This window comes from Mesorhizobium sp. WSM4817, assembly GCF_055811135.1.
The window spans coordinates 120907-140374 of the sequence record NZ_JBVVQQ010000005.1; the positions used below are offsets into that span (position 1 = coordinate 120907).

Genomic DNA, 19468 nt, shown 5'->3' on the forward strand with positions numbered 1-19468 from the left:
GGATGGTTAGCTAGAGGCTATCCGCCGCCCAGCGACTTCAGCAGATTGTCGATCGACGAGGGTTCAAGCGTGGGTTTTGGCGCGGGTCCTGAAGGCGGCGGGTTGTCATTGGCCGGCGGCTGACGCGCCCGCTCGATTTTCTGCGCCTGCTCGGCGGCGGCCCTGCGCTCGGCGTCGAGCCTTGCCTTTTGTTCCGCAGCGATCCGCCTCGCCTCTTCCGCTTTCCGACGTCGCTGTTCCTCGGCCTTCGCCGCCTCGTCCGCCGCTTTTTGCGCCGCCTTGGCTCTCGCTTCGGCATCCGCCTTAGCCTTGGCCTCGGCTTCAGCCTTGGCCTCGGCTTCAGCCTTGGCTTTAACCTCCTCTTCGGCCTTCGCCTGCGTCTCGGCTTTGGCTTTAGCCTCGGCTTCAGCCCTCGCCTGCGCATCAGCCTTGGCCTTCGCCTCCGCTTCGGCTTTAGCCTTTGCCTCGGCTTCGGCTTTCGCCCTGGCATCCGCCTCGGCTTTCAGCCGCGCCGCCTCCTGCTGCTTGCGCAATTCTTCGGCTGCCCTGTCGCGCTCGGCTTGCAGGGCCGCGTAGTAACCCACCTCGCGCCGCAACCGCTGCTTTTCAAGCAGCGCTGCCTGCATCGCCTCGACCCGCTGCTGCTCCTTTTCCAGCGCGCGCTGGGTCAGGAACTGCGCCAGCGGCTCACTGTCGAACCGCCGCTTCGCGGCGCCGAACGGCCCGTCAACGCTGAAATTCACGGTCGGATCGGAGCCGACCAGCGCTTCGTCGCCCGGCCGATAAGTGATCGAACCAATGGCAGCGACCATGCTGGCCTTCAGGTCCGCCGTGATGTCGGCCGACAGCGTCGCCGCCGGATTTTCAAGATTGACCGGCGGCGCCCTCAGCGTGCCACCGGCGATTGTGAAGGCGATGTCGGCATCCCCAGCCGGAAAACTGCCATCCGCGGCGATCTGCGGCGCGAAGCCGGCGGTCTTGGCCGCGTCGATATCGCGCCCAATGGCGTCGGCCTTGGCGATGACGGCGCCAAAGGCGTCGGGATTGACGCCGGCAATGGTCAAGCCTTTCAGCGCCGCCGTGCCGGAACCGGACAGCGCCGCAACCATCGCATCGACCGATTTGCCACTGGTCGAGAGCGCCGCCGAGAAATCGCCGGTTCCGCTGATGCCGGTCTCTGGCAGCACGGTGGCCAGATCGGCGCCGGCAAGTTTCAGCTGGCCGGAGAAAAACCCGGTGCCGTCATTGTTCTTCAGCTCGAACAGTCCGGAAAGCGCGCCGCCGGCGAACTTTGCCTTGAGGTCCGAAACGCGGATGCCTTCGTGGTCGAGCTTCAGCGAAAGCGCCGCGTCATAGGTCGTGGCCAACGGGCCGGCGACCAGCGACGCCGTGGTCAACTCGAGTTCGGCGGTGAACGGCAGGATGGGTTTCTGGCTGAACGGGGCGGCCGGCCAAGCCTTGCCGGAGCCCAGAAAGGCCTGGTCGCCAAACACTGCCACCGCCATCGGGTCGAGATCCAGCTCATCGAGCGCCAGCGCGCCGGCAAGATGCGGCAGCCCGTCGGCGACGCCGACATTGAGGTCGCCGGAAACCGCAGCCTCGTTGACTGCGCCGCTGAGGCTGGACAGCACCAGACGGCCGTTGCCGAAGTCGGCGTCGGCCGCCAGCCAAGTCGACATGCCTGTCCCCAGGCCCGGCAGCCCGACGCCTGTCGTCATCAGCCACGGCTCGATATCGGCGGCTTCCAGGCCGATCTTGCCCTTGGCGGTGGCGCCTTGCGGCGCGCTGGCGATCGTCCCGTCGAAACCGGCTTTGAAATCGTCGCCGGTCAGGTTGAAGCTCGTCGCCATGCCGCCGCCAAGCGTGCCTTTCGCCGAAACATCAGTGGTCGCCTCGCCAAGCATGCCGAGCGGCAGCGCCGGCAGGCCGTAAAGCGCCAGAAGCGCGGTGGCGTCGGTATTCCTGGCGTTGAAGGTCAACGACACCGGCGCCTCGAGAAGCCGATCTGCCAGTCCTTTGCCGGACAGCGATGCTGAAAACGCCGAGCCGCCTGCCCTGCCTTGCGCGCTGACCGCCAGTCCCGTCGTGCCGTCGCCATTGGCGGCGGCACTTGTCACCAGATCGATGCGCGCATTCTGCAACAGCTCGGGATAGGCGGCGACACGCCCCGCCAGCCCTTTCAGCACGGCATTGTCGGGATAGTGCTTCGCCGCGACATCGACCAACGGCTTGAGATCGACGGCGACCACCGAGGCATCGAGCTTGCCGGTCGGGCTCGCTGGGAAATCCTTGATCCGGCCGGTGGCGCTGATCGAGGCGCCGGCAAGTCCGCCGACCGAGAGCCGGTCGATTTCAAGCAGCCCGTCGCGCAGCCTGAGCGCCGTATCGACCGTATCGGCGGTCAGTCCGCCGGCGCTGACCGGCCCGGCCTTGATCTGGAAATCGAGGTCGCGGTCGGAAAATCGGTTGGCGCCCTTGTCGCTGATGAAGATCGAGGCGAAGGCGGCGAGCCCGTCGACGTCGAGCTCGCCGCCGTCGAGCCGCATCAGCACCGACGGCCTGGCGTCTTCGCCCTGGCTGGAATCGATGCGGCCGGAAAATTTCGCCTTGCCGAGAACGAGTTCGAGGTCGCTGAAGGCCTGGCGGTTCCCGGACAGGTCGACCTTGGCCTTGAAGCCGGCGGCCGGAAGCCGGCGGATCGCCTCGTCGACATCCTTCGACAGCCAGGCGGCGAAGCCGGAAGGCTGCCCCACGGCCAGAAGCAGCGAACCGCTGAAGCCGATCTGATCCTCGAGACTGAGCATGCCGTTTGCTTCCAGCCTGGCGCGGCCCGGGAGCGTCGCGCCCAGCGACTTCACCGACCAGCCGGCATCGGCCGGCTCGGCGGAAAGGCGCACGTCACGAACCGTCGTGTCGCCGGCCACCACCGCCGGCAGCTTCACCTCGACGGTGCCCGGTATGGTCGGCTTGGGCAGGGCGAGCAGCGCCTGCTCCAACGCCGCGACGCGCTCGGACAGCGTCAGTCCGGTCGCGGCGCCGACGGCTTCATCGAACTGCACCTGAGCGCCATCGGCCTCGATTGAAAAGCGAGGGTTCGGCCCAAGGTCGACGGCAGCCTTGCCGTCGGCGGTGTAGGGATTGTCGAGTGGCCCGGTCTCGAAGCGGAATTCGTCGACGCCAAGCTTCCGGTGGTCTAGCGAGAACTTGCCGTTCAGTCTGAACCCCGGTTCCGGCTTGCCGGCGCTGGCCTTCTCACCGTCGGTGCCGTCAAGCTGCGCCAAACGCTTGTCGGCGCCATTCCTGTCAGAACTCGTGACCTTGAACTGGCCCGAATAGATCGCGGCCCCATCGACAATGCCGGCATTGCCATCCGCTTCGATGACCAGCGGATAGGCGTCTGGATCGGCCTTGAGCCTGAGCCGCAACTGTCCGTCGCCACTGGCCTTGCCGGTGGAGACGACGACCGTGCTGCGCAGGCCGTCGAGCCGCAGCGAACCATCCATCCGCCAGGGTCCGGCCAGCGATCTGGCAGAGATTGTCGAATTGATCTCGGAAAGACGATGGCTGCGGCCGCCGGCGGCATGGCGCAGCGCGATCTCTCCGTCGGTCACCGTCAGCTTCTCGATCGAGATCTGGCTGGGATCGTAGGGCGAGGACGGGCGTATCGCCCAGTCGACCGTGCCGTCGGCGGCAATGTCGATCGTCGCCTTCGGCCGCACCAGCCGCATGTCGAAGATCAGCACCTCGCCGCTCAGGAAGGGCGCCAGTTCGGCATCCATCGAAAAGGTCTCGACGGTCATTGCCGGTCGGCCGCCGGGGCCGCCGGCGACAGTGACATTCGAGAAGGTCACCGAGGGAAACGGCAGCAATTTCGCCGTTGCATCGCCCTGAACGGTGACCTTGCGGCCCAGAATGGCGCTCGCCTCGCGCTCGAAATCGGCCCGGTAGCCCGTCCAGTCGATAAAATACGGCACCACCAGCGCCGCACACAGCACCAGCACGAAAAAGCCACCGAAGATCACGAACAAACGTGCGAGCATCAACCCCCAAGCAGTCGATTGAAAATCAGCAGCACTCTACCCGCATCAGCGTGTCGATAAAGAGGCAAATCGATCGCCCCAAAAGCAAAAGACTTTAGTCGGCCGGCAGTATCTTTCCAGGGTTCATAATGTTCTGCGGATCGAGCGCCTGCTTGATCGTGCGCATGATGTCGACGCTGTGGCCGAGTTCATGGCGCAGGAAGCCGATCTTGCCTTGTCCGATGCCGTGCTCGCCGGTGCAGGTTCCATCCATGCCGATCGCCCGCATGTTCAGCCGCGCGACAAACTCTTCCGTCTGCTTGATTTCCTTCGGATCGTCGGCGTCCATCAGCACCAGCACATGGAAATTGCCATCACCGGCATGGCCGACAATCGGCGCGATCAGCCCCATCTCGGCGATGTCGGCCTCGGTTCGCGTGACGCATTCGGCAAAGCGCGAGATCGGCACGCAGACATCGGTCGACAGCCCCTTGGCGCCCGGCCGCAGCGTCAGCGACGACCAATAGGCGTCGTGCCTTGCCTTCCACAGCTTCGTCCGTTCCTCGGCGACGCTGGTCCACAGGAATGGTCCGCCGCCATAGTCTTCGGCGATCGTGCCGAAGGTTTCGGCCTGCTCGTCAACGCCGGCGTCGCTGCCATGGAATTCGACGAACAGGCACGGGCTTTCGGGATAGTCAAGTTTCGAATAGCTCTTCATCGCCCGCATCTGCAGCGCATTGACCAGTTCGATGCGCGCCACCGGAATGCCCATCTGGATCGTCGCGATCACCGCATTGCAGGCCGCCTCGACGCTGGGAAACGGACAGACGCCGCCGGAAATCGCCTGCGGAATGCCCTGCAGCTTAAGCGTCAGCTGGGTGATGATGCCGAGCGTGCCTTCGGAGCCGATCAGGAGCCGCGTCAGATCGTAGCCGGCCGAGCTCTTTTTTGCGCGCTTGCCGGTCGTCACCGTCTCGCCGTCGGCCATCACCGCCGTCAGCGACAATACATTCTCGCGCATCGTGCCATAACGCACCGCATTGGTGCCCGACGCCCGCGTCGCCGCCATGCCGCCGAGCGATGCATTGGCGCCCGGATCGATCGGAAAGAACAGGCCGGTGTCGCGCAGGTGCCGGTTGAGATCCTCGCGCGTAACACCGGGCTCAACCGTGCAATCGAGATCCTGCGGGTTGACCGCGAGGATGCGGTTCATCCGCGACGTATCGACAGAAATGCCGCCACCCGGCGCGTTGGTGTGGCCCTCCAGCGAAGAGCCGACGCCGAAGGCGATCACCGGCACGCGGTGCGCGGCGCAGGCCGACACGATCTCCTGCACCTCCGGTGTCGTCTCTGGAAACGCCACGCCATCCGGCGCCTGGGTTGGAATGTAGGTGGTGGTATGCGCGTGCTGGGTGCGGATCGCCTGGCCGGTCTGGAACCGTTCGCCGAGCCGCTGCTTGAGGATGCCGAGCACCGCGGCGATGCCTTCTTCGTTGCGCTCGACCGGATTGAGGTCGCTCAGAGCCATCTATTCCTCCGCGAATGGACCAGCGTCCACCCTTGTTATGGACTTATGGATGCCTATCGCATCGGCCCGAAAATCGAAATCGATTTTCGGAAAGCACGATGCGAAGATTCAATGTGCTAGAGCGTACTTTGTGCGTCCAATTGGACGCACGTCGCTCTAGTCTCCCGACCACGTCCTGTCCAGCCAGAAGGAAGTTTTCGATGTCCACCGCCGCCCCCTTCGCCTCTGCTCCCATGGCCATCGAAAAAGACTGGATCGACTATAACGGCCATCTCAACATGGCCTATTACAACGTGCTGTTCGACCGCTGTTCCGACGAAGCGTTCGAAATGATGGGGATGGGGCCGGACTATGCGAAGCAGCGCCGGCTGACCATCTACACGGCGGAAGTCCATGTCTGCTATATCAGGGAGCTACATCTCGACCACAAGGTCGATGTCTCGTTCCAGCTGCTCGACCATGACGACAAGCGGCTGAGAGCCTACCAGGAAATCCGCCATGTCGACGGCTGGCTCGCTGCCACGTCCGAATCATTGTCGCTGCATGTCGACATGTCCGGACCGAAGGTGGCGCCCTTCCCGGCCGATGTCCTGGCCAAGGTCGAAGTCATGCGCGCCGCCCATGCGGCGCTGCCGATGCCTGAGCGCGCCGGCCGTTCGATCGGTATTCGTCGCAAGACGCTTGAGCCGCAGTCAGACCGCCGTTAACCTTACCAAGGTTTTAACGTGAACAAGCCGAATTGAGGCGTTGAACGACTCAGCCGGGTGTTCGAAAACCGTCCGCATTGCGATACTGGCGGCGGGGGCTGAAGCGGTTCGGGGAAATTGCATGAAAACCGATATCAAGGTCGAGGCGGACAGGCTGGCGGCCGACCCACGCATCAGCGACTATGATTTCTGGCGATCGCTGAAGAACCTCAACTACGAAATTTTTACCATCGCCAACAACAACGAGCCGATCCCTTTCGCCATGATCCGCTGGCGCGCCATCCTGAAGCAGGCGCGGATGAAGCGCGGCCACGCCTGATCGGTGCGGGAACAAGTAGGTTCGTTGTTCGATTGCTTTTTCTGGGGCGTTTGCGCCGCCCCTCATCCGGCTGCCGCCACCTTCTCCCCGTATAGTGACGGGGAGAAGGTGAGCTTGCCGCAGCCTCGGCGTTCTTTCAGCAATGCCCGCAATTTGGCGAAACCATTGATGACAGCGTCCTTCTCCCCGTCACTATACGGGGAGAAGTGCCCGGCAGGGCGATGAGGGGCGGCGCGACTTTTTCCAGTTAAGCAGATGTATTGACGAACACTGCCGCAAGCGGCGAACGCGCCAGCACCGGCGACGACTGGATGATTGCGGTGTTGGTCATCGCAAACGGAATGATGCGGTCGATCACCCGTTCGAGCTCGGCCACCGAGCCGACATGCGCCAGCGCGATGAAACAGTCCTCGCCGGTCACCCGATCGCACTGGGCGATTTCCGGCAAGTCGCGGATGATCTCGGCGACCGCAGCCAACTGCCCGGGCACCGGCCTGATCCGCAGCCATGCCGACAGCTTCATGCCGAGCGCTGCCGGGTTGATCCGCACAGTATAGGCCTCGATCACGCCGCTCTCCTGCAGCCGCTTGATGCGCTCGGACACGCTCGGCGCTGACAGGCCGACCGAGCGCGCCAGTTCGGCGGTGCTGGTGCGCGCATCCTTTTCCAGCAGGCGCAGGATTTTCAGATCCGCCGCATCCAGATCAACATTTTCGTTTCGAATACGTTTCAGGAAAAACTCCTTGTTTCTGGAAAATAAATGATCTCTTTGGTTGGCCATTGCCCATGTAAACAGGTAAATCTGCCTGCGATAATGATCTTATGGATGATCAAGCGCAAGCCCCAGCTGCTATCCCTGCCCTCGCCGGCCCTGTCTTTGGCCGGCTGGCGACATCGCTGCCGCCGCATGTCTGGTTCGGTGTCAGCGCTGTGTTTCATTATCTCGGGCCGGCTTTCGCCGTGCTGCTTTTCCCGCATGTCGGCGTGCTCGGCATGGCCTGGCTGCGCATCGTTACGGCCGCCCTTGTCTTCGCGCCGCTGACCCGGCCGTGGACGGCCTTCGCCCGCGCCGACCGGCCGACACGGCTGCTGCTTCTCGGTTTCGGCGCTTGCCTCGGCGTGATGAATTGCTCCTTTTACCTGGCACTCTACCGCTTGCCGATCTCGCTGGTCGCGGCGATCGAATTCGTCGGCACCATCGGCGTTGCGCTGGTCGGCGTCAGAAGCCCGCGCAATTTCGCAGCGCTTGCCGTTGCCGTTATCGGCACCTTGCTGCTGATCGACGTCAAATGGTCAAGCGACCCGATTGGCCTGTTCTGGGCCTTCCTCAACGGCGCGCTGTTCGTCGGCTACATCATGCTTGGCCATCGCGTTGCCCGCGCCGGCGCTGGCGACGGCATCGCCGGCCTGGGTGCCGCCATGGCGGTCGCCTTTCTCATCGTGCTGCCGATCGGCTTCACCGATGCGCTGCCGGCTTTCTCGGCGCCGCCACTGCTCATCGCCGCCATCGGCGTCGGCATCTGCTCCTCGGTCATCCCCTATATCTGCGACCAGCTTGCCATGTCGCGGCTGCCGCGATCGAGCTTCGCGCTGATGCTGTCGTTGCTGCCGGTCACCGCCACTCTGATCGGCGTCATTGTGCTCCGCCAGATACCCAGCCCAACCGATTGCATCGGCATCGCGCTGGTAGTGGCCGGCGTCGCTTTTCACAAACCGGCAAATGCCTGATCAGGCAAGCTTCTCCTTGAGAAAGGCGATCGTCCGGCCCCAGGCGAGGTCCGCCGCGTTCTTGTCGTAGCGAGCCGCCGACGTGTCATTGTTGAAGGCATGATTGGCGCCTTCATAGACATGGATCGTGTACTCGACTTCGGCTGCATCGAGCTCCTTCCTGAAGGCGTCGATACCGGCATTGATGCGGGTGTCGAGCCCGGCATAATGCAGCAGCAGCGCCGCCTTGATCTTCGGCACATCCTCGGCCTTCGGCTGCATGCCGTAATAGGCGACAGCGGCAGCCAGATCCGGCGCGTTGGCAGCCAGTGTGTTCACCGTGGCGCCGCCCCAGCAGAAGCCGACCGCGCCGACCTTGCCGTTGCCATCCTCGCTGCCCCTAAGGAAAGCGACCGTTGCGACCGCATTGGCAGTGGTTTGCGCCGGATCGAGCTTGGAAAACTGCTCGCGCGCCTTGTCTTCGTCGGCCGGCGTGCCGCCGAGCGGCGACAGGAAATCCGGGGCCAGCGCCACGAAGCCTTCCAGCGCCACGCGCCGCGCCACATCGCGTATATGCGGGTTGAGCCCCCTGTTCTCATGCACGACGATGACGGTGCCGAGCTTGCCGGACTGGCCAGCCGGCTTGACCAGATAGCCTTTCATCTCGCCACCGCTGCCGGGATAGCTGATGTCCTCGCCCGTCACGCGTGAATCGTCCTCGGCAACTATCGCCGCCCGGGCTGAATTCGCCGCCAGCAGCGGCGCGATTGCTGCGGCCGCCGCACCTGATCCGGCAAGCCTGGTCAATTGTTCCATGAAGCGCCGCCGGTCGAGCGTCAGATGCGTGTATTCGTCATACGCGTCGATCATAGCCTGGGTAATGGCGGGTCTGTTGACGGCGGGGTTGGCAGGGCTCGGTTTTGTCATGGCGCTCTCCTCGGCTTCGGGAACATGTCCGCCGCGCAAGATAGGGTAGAAGCCCGCACGGTCCAGTCACGGATCAGTGAGGCGCTGCTGACGCAAGCGCAGGTCCGCCAGACCGGCGGCTGGTCCAGGATGATACTCCTTCCGACAGGTGCGCTCCGCGGCGCGCCCATGGGCAACCGCGCATTTGCGTCCCACTTCTCCGACCCGCCGTGCCTGTCGAGCAGGCCGGCGCTATGGCTGGCGTGCCATAGGATTTGCAACTCCCCCGGCTGGACAGAGAACAAAACGGAGACACTTCTGGCCTTTCGCTGCCGAATCACTACATTCGGGGGAGATGTCCGGCTTTTCGGAAGATATGCCTTTTTTTGATGAACCGAACGCGCGGCCCGTGGCCCCGTCGGGCATTGCTGCGCGCGCCATGGCTGCCCGCAGCGGCCATGCCAATGCGCCTGATTATCTGAACGGTCTCAACCCCGAGCAGCGGCTGGCGGTGGAGACCACCGAGGGTCCGGTGCTGGTGCTGGCCGGCGCCGGCACAGGCAAGACGCGCGTGCTGACCACCCGCATCGCTCACATCCTCGCCACCGGCAAGGCCTTCCCGTCGCAGATCCTCGCCGTCACCTTCACCAACAAGGCGGCGCGCGAGATGAAGCAGCGCATCGGCCTGCTGATCGGCGAAGGCAATGTCGAAGGCATGCCGTGGCTCGGCACCTTCCACTCGATTGGAGTGAAGCTGCTGCGCCGCCACGCCGAACTTGCCGGGCTCAGATCCGACTTCACCATTCTCGACACCGACGACGTCGTGCGCCTGATCAAGCAGCTCATCCAGGCCGAAGGACTGGACGACAAACGCTGGCCGGCCAAGCAGTTCGCCCAGATGATCGACGGCTGGAAGAACAAGGGGCTTGGCCCCGCCGAGATTGCCGAGGGCGACGCCCGCGCCTTCGCCAACGGCAAGGGCCGCGAGCTCTACAAGGCCTATCAGGAGCGGCTGAAGACGCTGAACGCCTGCGACTTCGGCGATCTTCTGTGCCACCCGATCCGCATCTTCCGCGCCAATCCGGACGTGCTGAAGGAATATCACAAGCGCTTCCGCTACATCCTCGTCGACGAGTATCAGGACACCAACACCGCCCAATACATGTGGCTGCGCCTGCTGGCCCAGCGGCCGGACGCCGGACGCACTTCTACGTCGACAGGTTTGCGAACGGCCGAAGGCCGCAAGCCCGACCGGGCGTCCGAGCCCTTGCGAGGCCCCTCCCGCGACGCCGAAGGCGCGCAAAAAAGGGGGGTCGGGCCCGCGCCGGCAGGCGCGGAACAGCCCGTGAGCGAAAGCAAAGTCAACATCTGCTGCGTCGGCGACGACGACCAGTCGATCTATGGCTGGCGCGGGGCCGAAGTCGACAACATCCTGCGCTTCGACAAGGATTTCCCCGGCGCCACGATCATCCGGCTGGAACGCAACTACCGCTCCACCGCGCACATCCTCGGCACCGCCTCCCACCTCATCGCCCACAATGAAAGCCGCTTCGGCAAGACGCTGTTCACCGAAAAGATCGCCGAGGACGACGAGAAGGTGCATGTCCATGCCGCCTGGGATTCCGAGGAAGAGGCCCGCGCCGTTGGCGAAACCATCGAGGCCTACCAGCGGCAGAAGCACAATCTCAACAACATGGCCATTCTTGTCCGCGCGTCCTTCCAGATGCGCGAGTTCGAGGACCGCTTCGTCACCCTCGGCCTCAACTACCGCGTCATCGGCGGCCCGCGCTTTTACGAGCGCCTCGAAATCCGCGACGCCCTGGCCTTCTTCCGCGTCGTCGCGCAAGGCGCAGACGACCTCGCTTTCGAGCGCATCGTCAACGTGCCGAAGCGCGGGCTGGGCGAAGCCACCATCCGCCAGATCCACGACACCGCCAGGGGGCTGCGCATCCCGATGCTGGAGGCTGCGGAAAAACTCGCTGAGAGCGACGAACTGAAGCCGAAGCCGCGCGCGGCGCTGCGTGAGGTCGCCGCCAATTTCGAGCGCTGGCAGAAGGCGCTGGAGACCACGCCGCACACCGAGCTGGCCGAGACCATCCTGGAGGAGAGCGGCTACACCGACATGTGGAAGAACGACCGCTCGGTAGAAGCGCCCGGCCGGCTGGAAAACCTCAAAGAACTGATCCGCTCCATGGAGGAGTACGAATCGCTGCGCTCCTTCCTCGAACATGTCGCGCTGGTGATGGACGCCGAGCAGAACGCCGAGCTCGACGCCGTCAACATCATGACGCTGCATTCGGCCAAGGGCCTCGAATTCGAGACGGTTTTTCTGCCCGGCTGGGAGGAAGGACTGTTCCCGCATCAGCGCGCGCTCGACGAGGGCGGCCGCTCCGGGCTCGAGGAAGAGCGGCGGCTGGCCTATGTCGGGCTGACCCGCGCCAAGAAGAACCTGCATTTGTGGTTCGTCTCCAACCGCCGCATCCACGGCCTGTGGCAATCGACGATCCCGTCGCGCTTCCTCGATGAATTGCCGGAAGCCCATGTCGAGGTCGCCGAGAGCGGCAACTCCTATGGCGGCTACGGCAATGCCTATGGCGGCGGCTCCTTCGCCTCCGGACGAGGCGGCCAGGCGGCAGGACGGCAGAATCCTTACGGCGCTTCGCGCTTCGACAATGTCGGCGCAGAAAAATCCGGCGCCTTCTCTAGCACCTATGCAACGCCGGGCTGGCAGCGCGCGCAGCAGAACCGCACCGAGGCGACCGACCGCAACTGGGGCTCGCGCTCCGGCCACCAGGTCGAGCGCATCGGCTTTGGCGAGACCGACAGTGGCTATGGCGCCGGCCGCACCTCGATCAAGGGCCGCACCATCGACGGCGAACTGGTCGCCAAATCCGTCGCCGACACGCCATCCCCCTTCAATGTCGGCGACCGCGTCTTCCACCAGAAATTCGGCAACGGCAACATTGCCGCCATCGACGGCAACAAGCTGACCATCGACTTCGACAAGGCCGGCCAGAAGCGCGTGCTGGACGGGTTTGTCACCGGGGTGTGAGCGTCCCCCTCACCGATACCGCGCCTGGTTCCATTTGTGGCCGAGCAGCGACAGGATGATGATCAGCCCGTTGAAGAACTGGACATAGAAGCCGCTCAGGCCTGCCGCGACGACGCCGGTCTGGATGAATGACACGGTGACGGCGCCGATGGCGCCGCCGACCACGGTGCCGACGCCGCCCCAGGTCGGCGTGCCGCCAACGAACACCGATGCCAGCACCGGCAGCAAATAGCCGTCGCCAGCCGTCGGCCACCAGGTGAAGTTGATCATCACCGAGAAGGTGCCGGCGATCGCCGCCCCGATGCCGACGAAGACGAATACTTTCACCCGCACGCGCTTGACGTCGATGCCCATCTGCTGGGCGCTGTCGGGATTGTCGCCGACCACCTTCACCTGCGCGCCGAAACGATGCCTGTTGTAGAGCAGCGCCGACAGCACGACAAAGCCGATGGCCCAGAAGATCTGCACCGGGATGCCGTAAAGCTGGCTGGAGAAGATCTTGTAGGCCCAGCTGTCGGCAAGGCTGGTCAGCGCCGTCGACCTGCCTTCGTTGATGATCTGGATCAGGCCGCGCAGCAGGAAGTTCATGCCGAGCGTGGCGATCAGCGACGACAGCCCGCCATAGACGACCAGCGACCCGACAAGGAAGCCGAGCAACGTGCCCGTTGCAATGGCGGCGGCAATACCGAGAAACGGGTCGTAGCCGGCCTGCACGACCAGCGCGAACACCCATGAGGCAAAACCCATCGTCGCCGGAAACGACAGGTCGATCTCGCCGCAGGTGACGACGAAGACCAGCGGCACCACCACGAACAGCGCAACCGGCAGCGTGGTGAGCACGGAACTGTACAGATACCAGGTGGTGAAGACGGTCGGGTTGGCGATCATGAACACCGTCATCATCACCACGAACACGGCAAGCGTGCCAAGTGCGGCGCGGTTGTCGAGGATGAAGCCGCGCATCCAGTGATCGGATGGGTGTTTCCACTCTTTCCGGGGATTGCCGGGACGGGAGATGCCTGCGGACGGCTCTTGCAGATCGGGCTCCATCGTCTTGCTCATCGTGCTCTCTGCTCCGGGTCGCCGGCGTCGTGCAGTCCCGGCAATCCACCCGGATGCGCGACGTCTTCCATGAAGTTGATGAGGTCTTCGGCCGACTTGACCTGGCTGCGGTCGGCGGTGAGCGCCACCTTGCCGCGGTCCAGCACGACGAAACGATCGGCGATGTCGAAGACGTGGTGGATGTTGTGGCCGATGAACAGGATCGACCGTCCGCTCGCCCGCACCTGGCGCACGAAATGGAAGACCTTGGCGGTCTCGGTCAGCGACAGCGCCGTCGTCGGCTCGTCGAGGATGATCAGGTCGGCCTGCTTGTAGATTGCCCGGGCGATCGCCACGCCCTGGCGTTCGCCGCCGGAAAGCTGGCCGACGATCGATTGCGGCGTGAACACTTTCGAGGTGAAGCCGATCTCGCGCATCAGCCGGCTCGCCTCCTCGATTTCCTTGTTGACCTTCAGCCAGCCGAGAAAGTCGGTGAGTTCGCGGCCCATGAAGATGTTGCGCACGATCGTCTGCTGCACGGCCAGCGCCCGGTCCTGGAATACCGTCTCGATGCCGGCGTCGCGCGAGCGCGCGGCGCTCCAGCCGGTCACCGGCTGGCCGCGGATGAGGATCTCGCCGCTGGTCGGTTTGACCACGCCGGAGAGGATCTTGATCAGCGTCGACTTGCCGGCGCCGTTGTCGCCGATCAGGCCGACCACCTCGCCGCGGTCGACGCTGAGATTGACCCCACCCAGCGCATAGACCTGACCGTAGGACTTGCTGATGTCGCGCAGCTCTATAAGGCGTTCTGCCATGGCGATCCTCACTTGGTTCCGGCTGCGGTCGGAAGACCGGCAGCCGTGTCAAAAGGTCAGCGCAGTGCCTGCTTGGCGAGTTCGGCGACGATCTCGTAATTGTCAGGCGTGACGAAGCCGGCGCCGGTGTCGACATTCATTGGCGCCAGGCCCAGCACCACCTGCTGGCAGAGGCTGAGGATCGGCAGATAACCCTGCAGGAACGGCTGCTGGTCGGCCGTCAGCTGGACCCAGCCGCCCTTGAAGCCCTCGACGATCTGCGGGCTGGTGTCGAAGCCGAAATTGAAGATATCGCCAGCCTTCCTGCCCGCCGCCTGCATGTAGGTCGGGACGTTGCCCAGCATCTGTCCGCCGGGATAGCCAACCGCCTTGACATCGGGATTGTTGAGGAGTGCTGCGGTAATCACCGGAATGGCCAGATTAGGGTCGGAAGCCCATTCGCCGCTCGGCGGCGAGGAGAGCTGGATGACCTCGACGCCCGCCTCTTTCAGGGCGGCGACCGTGCCGCGCTCGCGCGCGCCGCGGCTCTCGTTCTCGAACGGGCCGATCATGATCGCCTTGTCGCCGGCCTTGAGCCCGGCCAGCTTGAACGCCTCGGCGCCGAGCGCGCGGCCCTGCTCTTCCTGCTGGGCGCCGACATAGCCGCCGCCGAACGCTGCCGTGACCTTCGGCACCGGCACGTTCTGGTACATCATCCTGATGCCGTCCTTGTGCGCCTGTTCGGCCAGCGGCATGATCGAAGCATCGCCCGGGTGGCCCATCATGGCGATGCCGCCGGGCTTGACCGCGACGGCCTCGCGCAATTGCTGCACCATCTTCTCGACATCCCACTGGGAGAAGATGTAGTCGACCTTCGGCCCAAGATCGGCCTCGGCCTGCTTGGCGCCATTGTAGACGATGGTGCCGAAGGCGTCGCCCTCGGCGCCGCCGACGAAGAAGCGGATGTGGACGTCCTTGCACCACTGGGCATCGAGCGCCTGGGCAGGCAAGGTGGAGATTGCGGCGGCGAGCGCCGTGGCGGCCGCCATGACGGTCGAGCGCAGAACTGTCCTTCTCATCATGATGCTCATGCACGTTCCTCCCTTTGTTCCCTCGCAAGCCGAGGCGTCTTCGACGAATGCTTCGGCTTCTCGCCGCAAATGCTTCGCTGGCCGGCTCCCTTTTTGATGCATGTCGTTGTCGCAAAACCGCTGCACTTGGGTCAGGCCCGAGGGCATGCTTTTGCGCGACATGCATTAGCCTCACGCCGGGTTCGGCAGATACGTCGCACCTCCCCGGCATTGCTTGAGGTAGTCCAGCGCCCGAACTTGCCCGGTAATCTCAAGGTCCCCGCGATAGACCGGGTCGTGCCAGCCTTCGATGTCGATGGCGCCCCTGTATCCGGCCAGCCGTAATTCGCTGATCACCCGCGTCCAGTCGCTGTCGCCGAAGCCAGGCGTGCGCATTTGCACGAACGGCAGCCGGCCGAACACGCCATGCTCGCGGATCACGTCCCAGCGCACCGTCGCGTCCTTGCCGTGGACATGAAAAATGCGCGGCGCCCATTTGCGGATCTGCGGGATTGGATCGATCAGGTAGACGAGCTGGTGGCAGGGCTCCCATTCCAGGCCGAGATTGTCATCTGGCAATTCGTTGAACATCAGCTCCCAGGCGTCCGGATTGTGGGCGATGTTCCAGTCTCCATCAGCCCAGTTGCCGTCCATCGCGCAATTCTCGAAGGCGATGCGCACGCCCTTGTCGGCGGCGCGCCGGGCCAGTGGTCCCCAGACCTCGCGGAAGCGCGGCAGGCTGTCGGGCAGCGGCTTGCCGCGGAGGCGGCCGGTGAAGCCGCTGACCATCGCGGTGCCGAACAGATGCGCATGGTCGATGACCGTTTCCCAGGCATCAAGCACGCCGCGATTGACATCGCCGCTCTCCAGCGGATTGCCGAAGACGCCGAGCGAGGAGACGACGACGTCGGCGTCGCCGATCGCCTCGCGGATCTGGCCGGCCAGCCGTGGAATATCCTTGCCGCCCAGCGTCTGCCAGAAGAAGGGCTGGATGCTTTCGAAGCCGAGCGGCAGGATCGCCTTGATATAAGCGGCCGGGTCATCGAGATTGGCCCGCACCATGGTGCCGATCCTGATGTCGAGAAGCGGGTTTGGCATCGTCACCCTTCCTGTGCGATCGCGACCCGGCGCCCGGTTTCGGCGCTTTCGATCGCGGCAAAGACCATGGCCAGGCTCTTGATGTTGTCGGCGCCGCGCGTCTCCGGCTCGCTGCCGGTTTCGACGGCGCGCACAAAATCCTGGATGATGCCGAGATGGCCGCCGATGCGGTCATTGGGATCGAGCGGCGGCACGGCGAGCGGCTCTGTGCGATCGAACAGGCCTTCACGGATAGGCCGCGCGACTTCCGCCATCAGTCCGTCCTCACCGTCCCAGACCAGGCTGCCGTGCTCGGCGACGATGCGCCATGTGCTCTCCCAACTGGTGCGGAACCCGTCGGCGCACCAGGAGCCGGCATAGGTGAACAGCTTGCCGCCGCCGAGCTCGAAGATTGCGGTGGCCGACGATCCCTGCCGGTACCAGGAATTGACCGGCTCCCATTCCTGGCAGTAGACGCTGGCCGGCGCGCCGCCGACCATGTAGCGGGCGGCGTCGAAAGTATGGATCGCCATGTCGAGCAGCAGGACATGGCGCATCTCCTCGCGAAACCCGCCGAAATGCGGCGCGACGAAGAATTCGGCGTGGATGCTGGTTGGCGCACCGATGGCGCCGGAATCGAGAAAACGCCTGATGCGCCTGACGTTGGCGACATAGCGGCGGTTCTGGACGACGGCGTGCACGCGCCTGGCGCGTCGGGCAGCCTCGACGATGGCGCGCGCGTTCTCCGGGCTGTCAGCCAGCGGCTTCTCCGTCAGGAGATGGCAATGATGGGCAAAGGCCGAAAGCGCGACATCGCGCCGGGCCGCGGGAACCACGACGTCGAACACAGCGTCGGGCCTGGTCTGGTCGAGCACGGCGTCAAGATTGGTCCCGACAATGGCGCCGGCAAGCTCGTATTCGCGCGCCCTTGCCGTCGCCCTGTCGGCGTCGAGATCGACAAGGCCGACAATAGCCAACCCGTCGATCTGCCTCGCCGCATCGAGCCAGTGCTTGCTCATCGCTCCGCAGCCGATCAGGACGACATTCATCATCCAGCGCTCCTCCTCCGCTCGGCCCCTCCAGACCGGTCGTCACGCATTCACGGCATGACCGTAAACGTTTTTCCGTAAACGTTTACGAGAACACACCGGAAGGCGTAGAATGTCAATTGGCCGCTCGCGAAAATCACCTAGATCACCTTGGCCTGAAGAGCGGTCGATGATAGCCAGGCAAGGGGGAGAACTGTCCTTTGGCGTCCAGCATTCACGACCTTGCGCGTCACCTGAACATTTCGATCGGCACCGTGTCGCGCGCGCTCAACGGCCGTGCCGACGTCAATGCCGACACCCGCCAGCGCGTGCTCGATGCGGCGGCAAAGCTGAACTATTCGCCGAACCAGTCCGGCCGCAGCCTGCGCCGCGGCGCCACCCACTCGATCGCCTTCATGCTGCAGCCGCACCCGGGCGACCAGCAATATGGCGAGCCGTTCTTCATTCCGTTCCTGACCGGGCTGCAGGCGAAACTCGCCGAAAGCGGGCTCGACCTGATCGTGGTGATGGGCGCGCCGGGCGACTACCAGCAGGAGCGCCTGCGCCGGGTGGTCGAGACGCGTCGGGCCGACGCCGTGGTGCTGGCCTATACGCGTCGCGAGGACGAGCGCATCGATTACCTGACCAGGGTCGGATTCCCGTTCGCGACGCTCGGCCGCAGCCGCTCCGGCGGCAAGACCTACCCCTCGCTCGACCTCGATTTCGAAAAAGCCGGGGCCGACGCGGTCGACCGCCTGGTGGCGCGCGGCCATCGCCGCATCGCCGCCATCCGCCCGTCCCTCAACCTCAATTTCGGCTACCTGTTCCTGGCCGGCTATCGCAAGGCCTTGCGGCGGCACGGCATCGAGGTCGACCCCGGGCTGATCGCGAAAGGCTTCATCAATGAAGCCGGCGGCGACGCGGTGACGCCGCAGGTCATGCGCTCCAAAGACCCGCCGACCGCCATCATCTTCAACAATGACGCGATGGCACTCGGCGGCTGCAAAGCGCTGGCCGAGATGGGCATCAAGCCGGGCCACGACATTGCGGTGATCGTCATCGTCGACACGCCGCTCTGCCGCTATTTTTCACCGGCACTGACCGGCTTCCGCCCTCGCCTGGAGCCGATGGGACGGCGGCTTGCCGAAATGTTGCTGGCGTCGATCCCGGCCTTCGCCGGCCCCGAAGGCGCGCGGATCATCCGTGAGGTCTGGCCGCTGGAACTGATCGCGCGCGACAGCGATTGATGATGGCCGGCCTTCCCTCCAGCCACGTCGATCGCCTAGGATGAGTCAGGCGCAGCAGGGGAGAATCCATGGGCAAGGGACGGGTCGAGGCATTTTCCGATGGCGTCATGGCCATCATCATCACCATCATGGTGCTGGAATTGAAGGTGCCGCATAGCGCGGATTTTTCCGCGCTGGCACCGCTATGGCCCACCTTTCTCAGCTACGTGCTGTCCTTCATCTATGTCGGCATCTACTGGAACAATCTGCACAACATGTTCCACACGGTGCAGCGGGTCGATGGCCGCGTGCTGTGGGCGAATTTGCATCTGCTGTTCTGGCTGTCGCTGATGCCCGTGACCACCGCCTTCATGGGTGAAAACCATTTCGCGCCGGTGCCTGTCGCCGTTTACGGTGTTGTCCTGGCGCTTTGCGCGGCCGCGTACTTCATTCTGGTCGTCATCCTGCACCGGCTGCATGGCAGCGACACTGCCTTCGCCAGAGCGGCAGGCACCGATCGCAAGGAAAAGATCTCGGTGGTCCTCTACATGGCCGCCATTCCGCTGACCTTCGTCAATCAATGGATCAGCGTCGCGCTCTATGTGCTGGTTGCCATGATCTGGTTCGTGCCGGACAAGCGTTTCGAAAGGCAGATCGAAAAATAGGTCCGCCCTATCCCCGCATCGCCTTCAGCTTTTCCGCCACCGAGGCCGCAAGGTCGGCATAGCGCTCCTCCAGCCGCTCGGCCGCCTTGATCACCGAAAAATCATGGCCGAATTTTTCCAGCGCCATGCGCAGCTTCTCGACGAACTCCGCCTGCTTTTCGAGCGCCGAAAACAGCGTTCTCACTTGCGCTTCGCTGATGTCGGGATTGGCAAGCATTTGCGGCACCTCACGGCTCATCTGGTCGCCGGTGGCGGTCTGTTCTTTCAGGATCTCGATCCAGTCGGTCAATCGGTAATCTCCTTCTTACGCGGACAGCATGCGCAGCGCC

The 19468-nt window shown here is 64.3% G+C and carries 16 protein-coding genes; 6 read left to right on the forward strand and 10 right to left on the reverse strand.

Going from position 1 to position 19468, the window contains the following annotated elements; all coding sequences use genetic code 11:
* Nucleotides 1-17: 17 nt before the first annotated feature.
* Complete coding sequence (locus AC0L2K_RS09370; protein ID WP_473531194.1) at nt 18-4040, reverse strand: AsmA family protein; 4023 nt, start codon at nt 4038-4040, stop codon at nt 18-20.
* A gap of 94 nt (nt 4041-4134) precedes the next feature.
* Complete coding sequence (locus AC0L2K_RS09375) at nt 4135-5547, reverse strand: FAD-binding oxidoreductase (RefSeq protein ID WP_473531195.1); 1413 nt, start codon at nt 5545-5547, stop codon at nt 4135-4137.
* A gap of 200 nt (nt 5548-5747) precedes the next feature.
* Between AC0L2K_RS09375 and AC0L2K_RS09380 the strand changes: the two genes are divergently transcribed.
* Together AC0L2K_RS09380 and AC0L2K_RS09385 are read left to right on the forward strand one after the other, a co-directional pair.
* A complete protein-coding gene (locus AC0L2K_RS09380) occupies nt 5748-6254 on the forward strand; it encodes a thioesterase family protein (RefSeq protein ID WP_287282163.1) in 507 nt (168 codons plus the stop codon).
* A gap of 121 nt (nt 6255-6375) precedes the next feature.
* On the forward strand, nt 6376-6573 hold the full coding sequence (locus AC0L2K_RS09385; RefSeq protein WP_091594205.1) for a hypothetical protein: 198 nt from the start codon (nt 6376-6378) through the stop codon (nt 6571-6573).
* Between the two features lie 247 nt (nt 6574-6820).
* Here the strand turns inward: AC0L2K_RS09385 and AC0L2K_RS09390 are convergent, their stop codons facing one another.
* Entirely contained in the window at nt 6821-7354 is a 534-nt protein-coding gene (locus AC0L2K_RS09390) for an Lrp/AsnC family transcriptional regulator (RefSeq protein ID WP_473531196.1), read from the reverse strand.
* A 41-nt stretch (nt 7355-7395) separates the two neighbouring features.
* Here AC0L2K_RS09390 and AC0L2K_RS09395 point away from each other — a divergent pair, with 41 nt between their 5' ends.
* The gene (locus AC0L2K_RS09395; protein WP_473531197.1) at nt 7396-8301 is read left to right on the forward strand and encodes an EamA family transporter; all 906 of its coding nucleotides are present in this window, start codon (nt 7396-7398) and stop codon (nt 8299-8301) included.
* Here AC0L2K_RS09395 and AC0L2K_RS09400 read toward each other — a convergent pair whose 3' ends face one another.
* Nucleotides 8302-9207, reverse strand: coding sequence for a dienelactone hydrolase family protein (locus tag AC0L2K_RS09400; protein ID WP_473531198.1), 906 nt, complete (start codon nt 9205-9207; stop codon nt 8302-8304).
* Nucleotides 9208-9541: 334 nt separating this feature from the next.
* Between AC0L2K_RS09400 and AC0L2K_RS09405 the strand changes: the two genes are divergently transcribed.
* Entirely contained in the window at nt 9542-12238 is a 2697-nt protein-coding gene (locus AC0L2K_RS09405) for an ATP-dependent helicase (protein WP_473531199.1), read from the forward strand.
* Nucleotides 12239-12247: 9 nt separating this feature from the next.
* Here the strand turns inward: AC0L2K_RS09405 and AC0L2K_RS09410 are convergent, their stop codons facing one another.
* The 5 genes from AC0L2K_RS09410 to AC0L2K_RS09430 form a co-directional block, all read right to left on the reverse strand.
* Nucleotides 12248-13300, reverse strand: a complete 1053-nt coding sequence (locus tag AC0L2K_RS09410; RefSeq protein WP_128167121.1) for an ABC transporter permease — start codon at nt 13298-13300, stop codon at nt 12248-12250.
* Nucleotides 13297-14094, reverse strand: coding sequence for an ATP-binding cassette domain-containing protein (locus AC0L2K_RS09415; protein WP_473531200.1), 798 nt, complete (start codon nt 14092-14094; stop codon nt 13297-13299). The genes AC0L2K_RS09410 and AC0L2K_RS09415 overlap by 4 nt, the downstream gene beginning before the upstream one ends.
* 56 nt (nt 14095-14150) lie before the next feature.
* Nucleotides 14151-15164: a substrate-binding domain-containing protein gene (locus AC0L2K_RS09420; RefSeq protein ID WP_128167126.1), complete on the reverse strand. Its 1014-nt coding sequence runs from the start codon at nt 15162-15164 to the stop codon at nt 14151-14153.
* Between the two features lie 171 nt (nt 15165-15335).
* The gene (locus tag AC0L2K_RS09425) at nt 15336-16241 is read right to left on the reverse strand and encodes a sugar phosphate isomerase/epimerase family protein (RefSeq protein ID WP_287237260.1); all 906 of its coding nucleotides are present in this window, start codon (nt 16239-16241) and stop codon (nt 15336-15338) included.
* A 2-nt stretch (nt 16242-16243) separates the two neighbouring features.
* Entirely contained in the window at nt 16244-17272 is a 1029-nt protein-coding gene (locus AC0L2K_RS09430; RefSeq protein WP_473531201.1) for a Gfo/Idh/MocA family protein, read from the reverse strand.
* A 197-nt stretch (nt 17273-17469) separates the two neighbouring features.
* Here AC0L2K_RS09430 and AC0L2K_RS09435 point away from each other — a divergent pair, with 197 nt between their 5' ends.
* Nucleotides 17470-18495 (forward strand): LacI family DNA-binding transcriptional regulator, encoded by a 1026-nt coding sequence (locus AC0L2K_RS09435; protein WP_023798764.1) that lies wholly within the window; start codon nt 17470-17472, stop codon nt 18493-18495.
* Between the two features lie 68 nt (nt 18496-18563).
* Nucleotides 18564-19139 (forward strand): TMEM175 family protein, encoded by a 576-nt coding sequence (locus AC0L2K_RS09440; RefSeq protein ID WP_473531202.1) that lies wholly within the window; start codon nt 18564-18566, stop codon nt 19137-19139.
* 7 nt (nt 19140-19146) lie between these two features.
* Here AC0L2K_RS09440 and AC0L2K_RS09445 read toward each other — a convergent pair whose 3' ends face one another.
* Entirely contained in the window at nt 19147-19428 is a 282-nt protein-coding gene (locus tag AC0L2K_RS09445; protein ID WP_128167136.1) for a hypothetical protein, read from the reverse strand.
* Between the last annotated feature and the right edge of the window lie 40 nt (nt 19429-19468).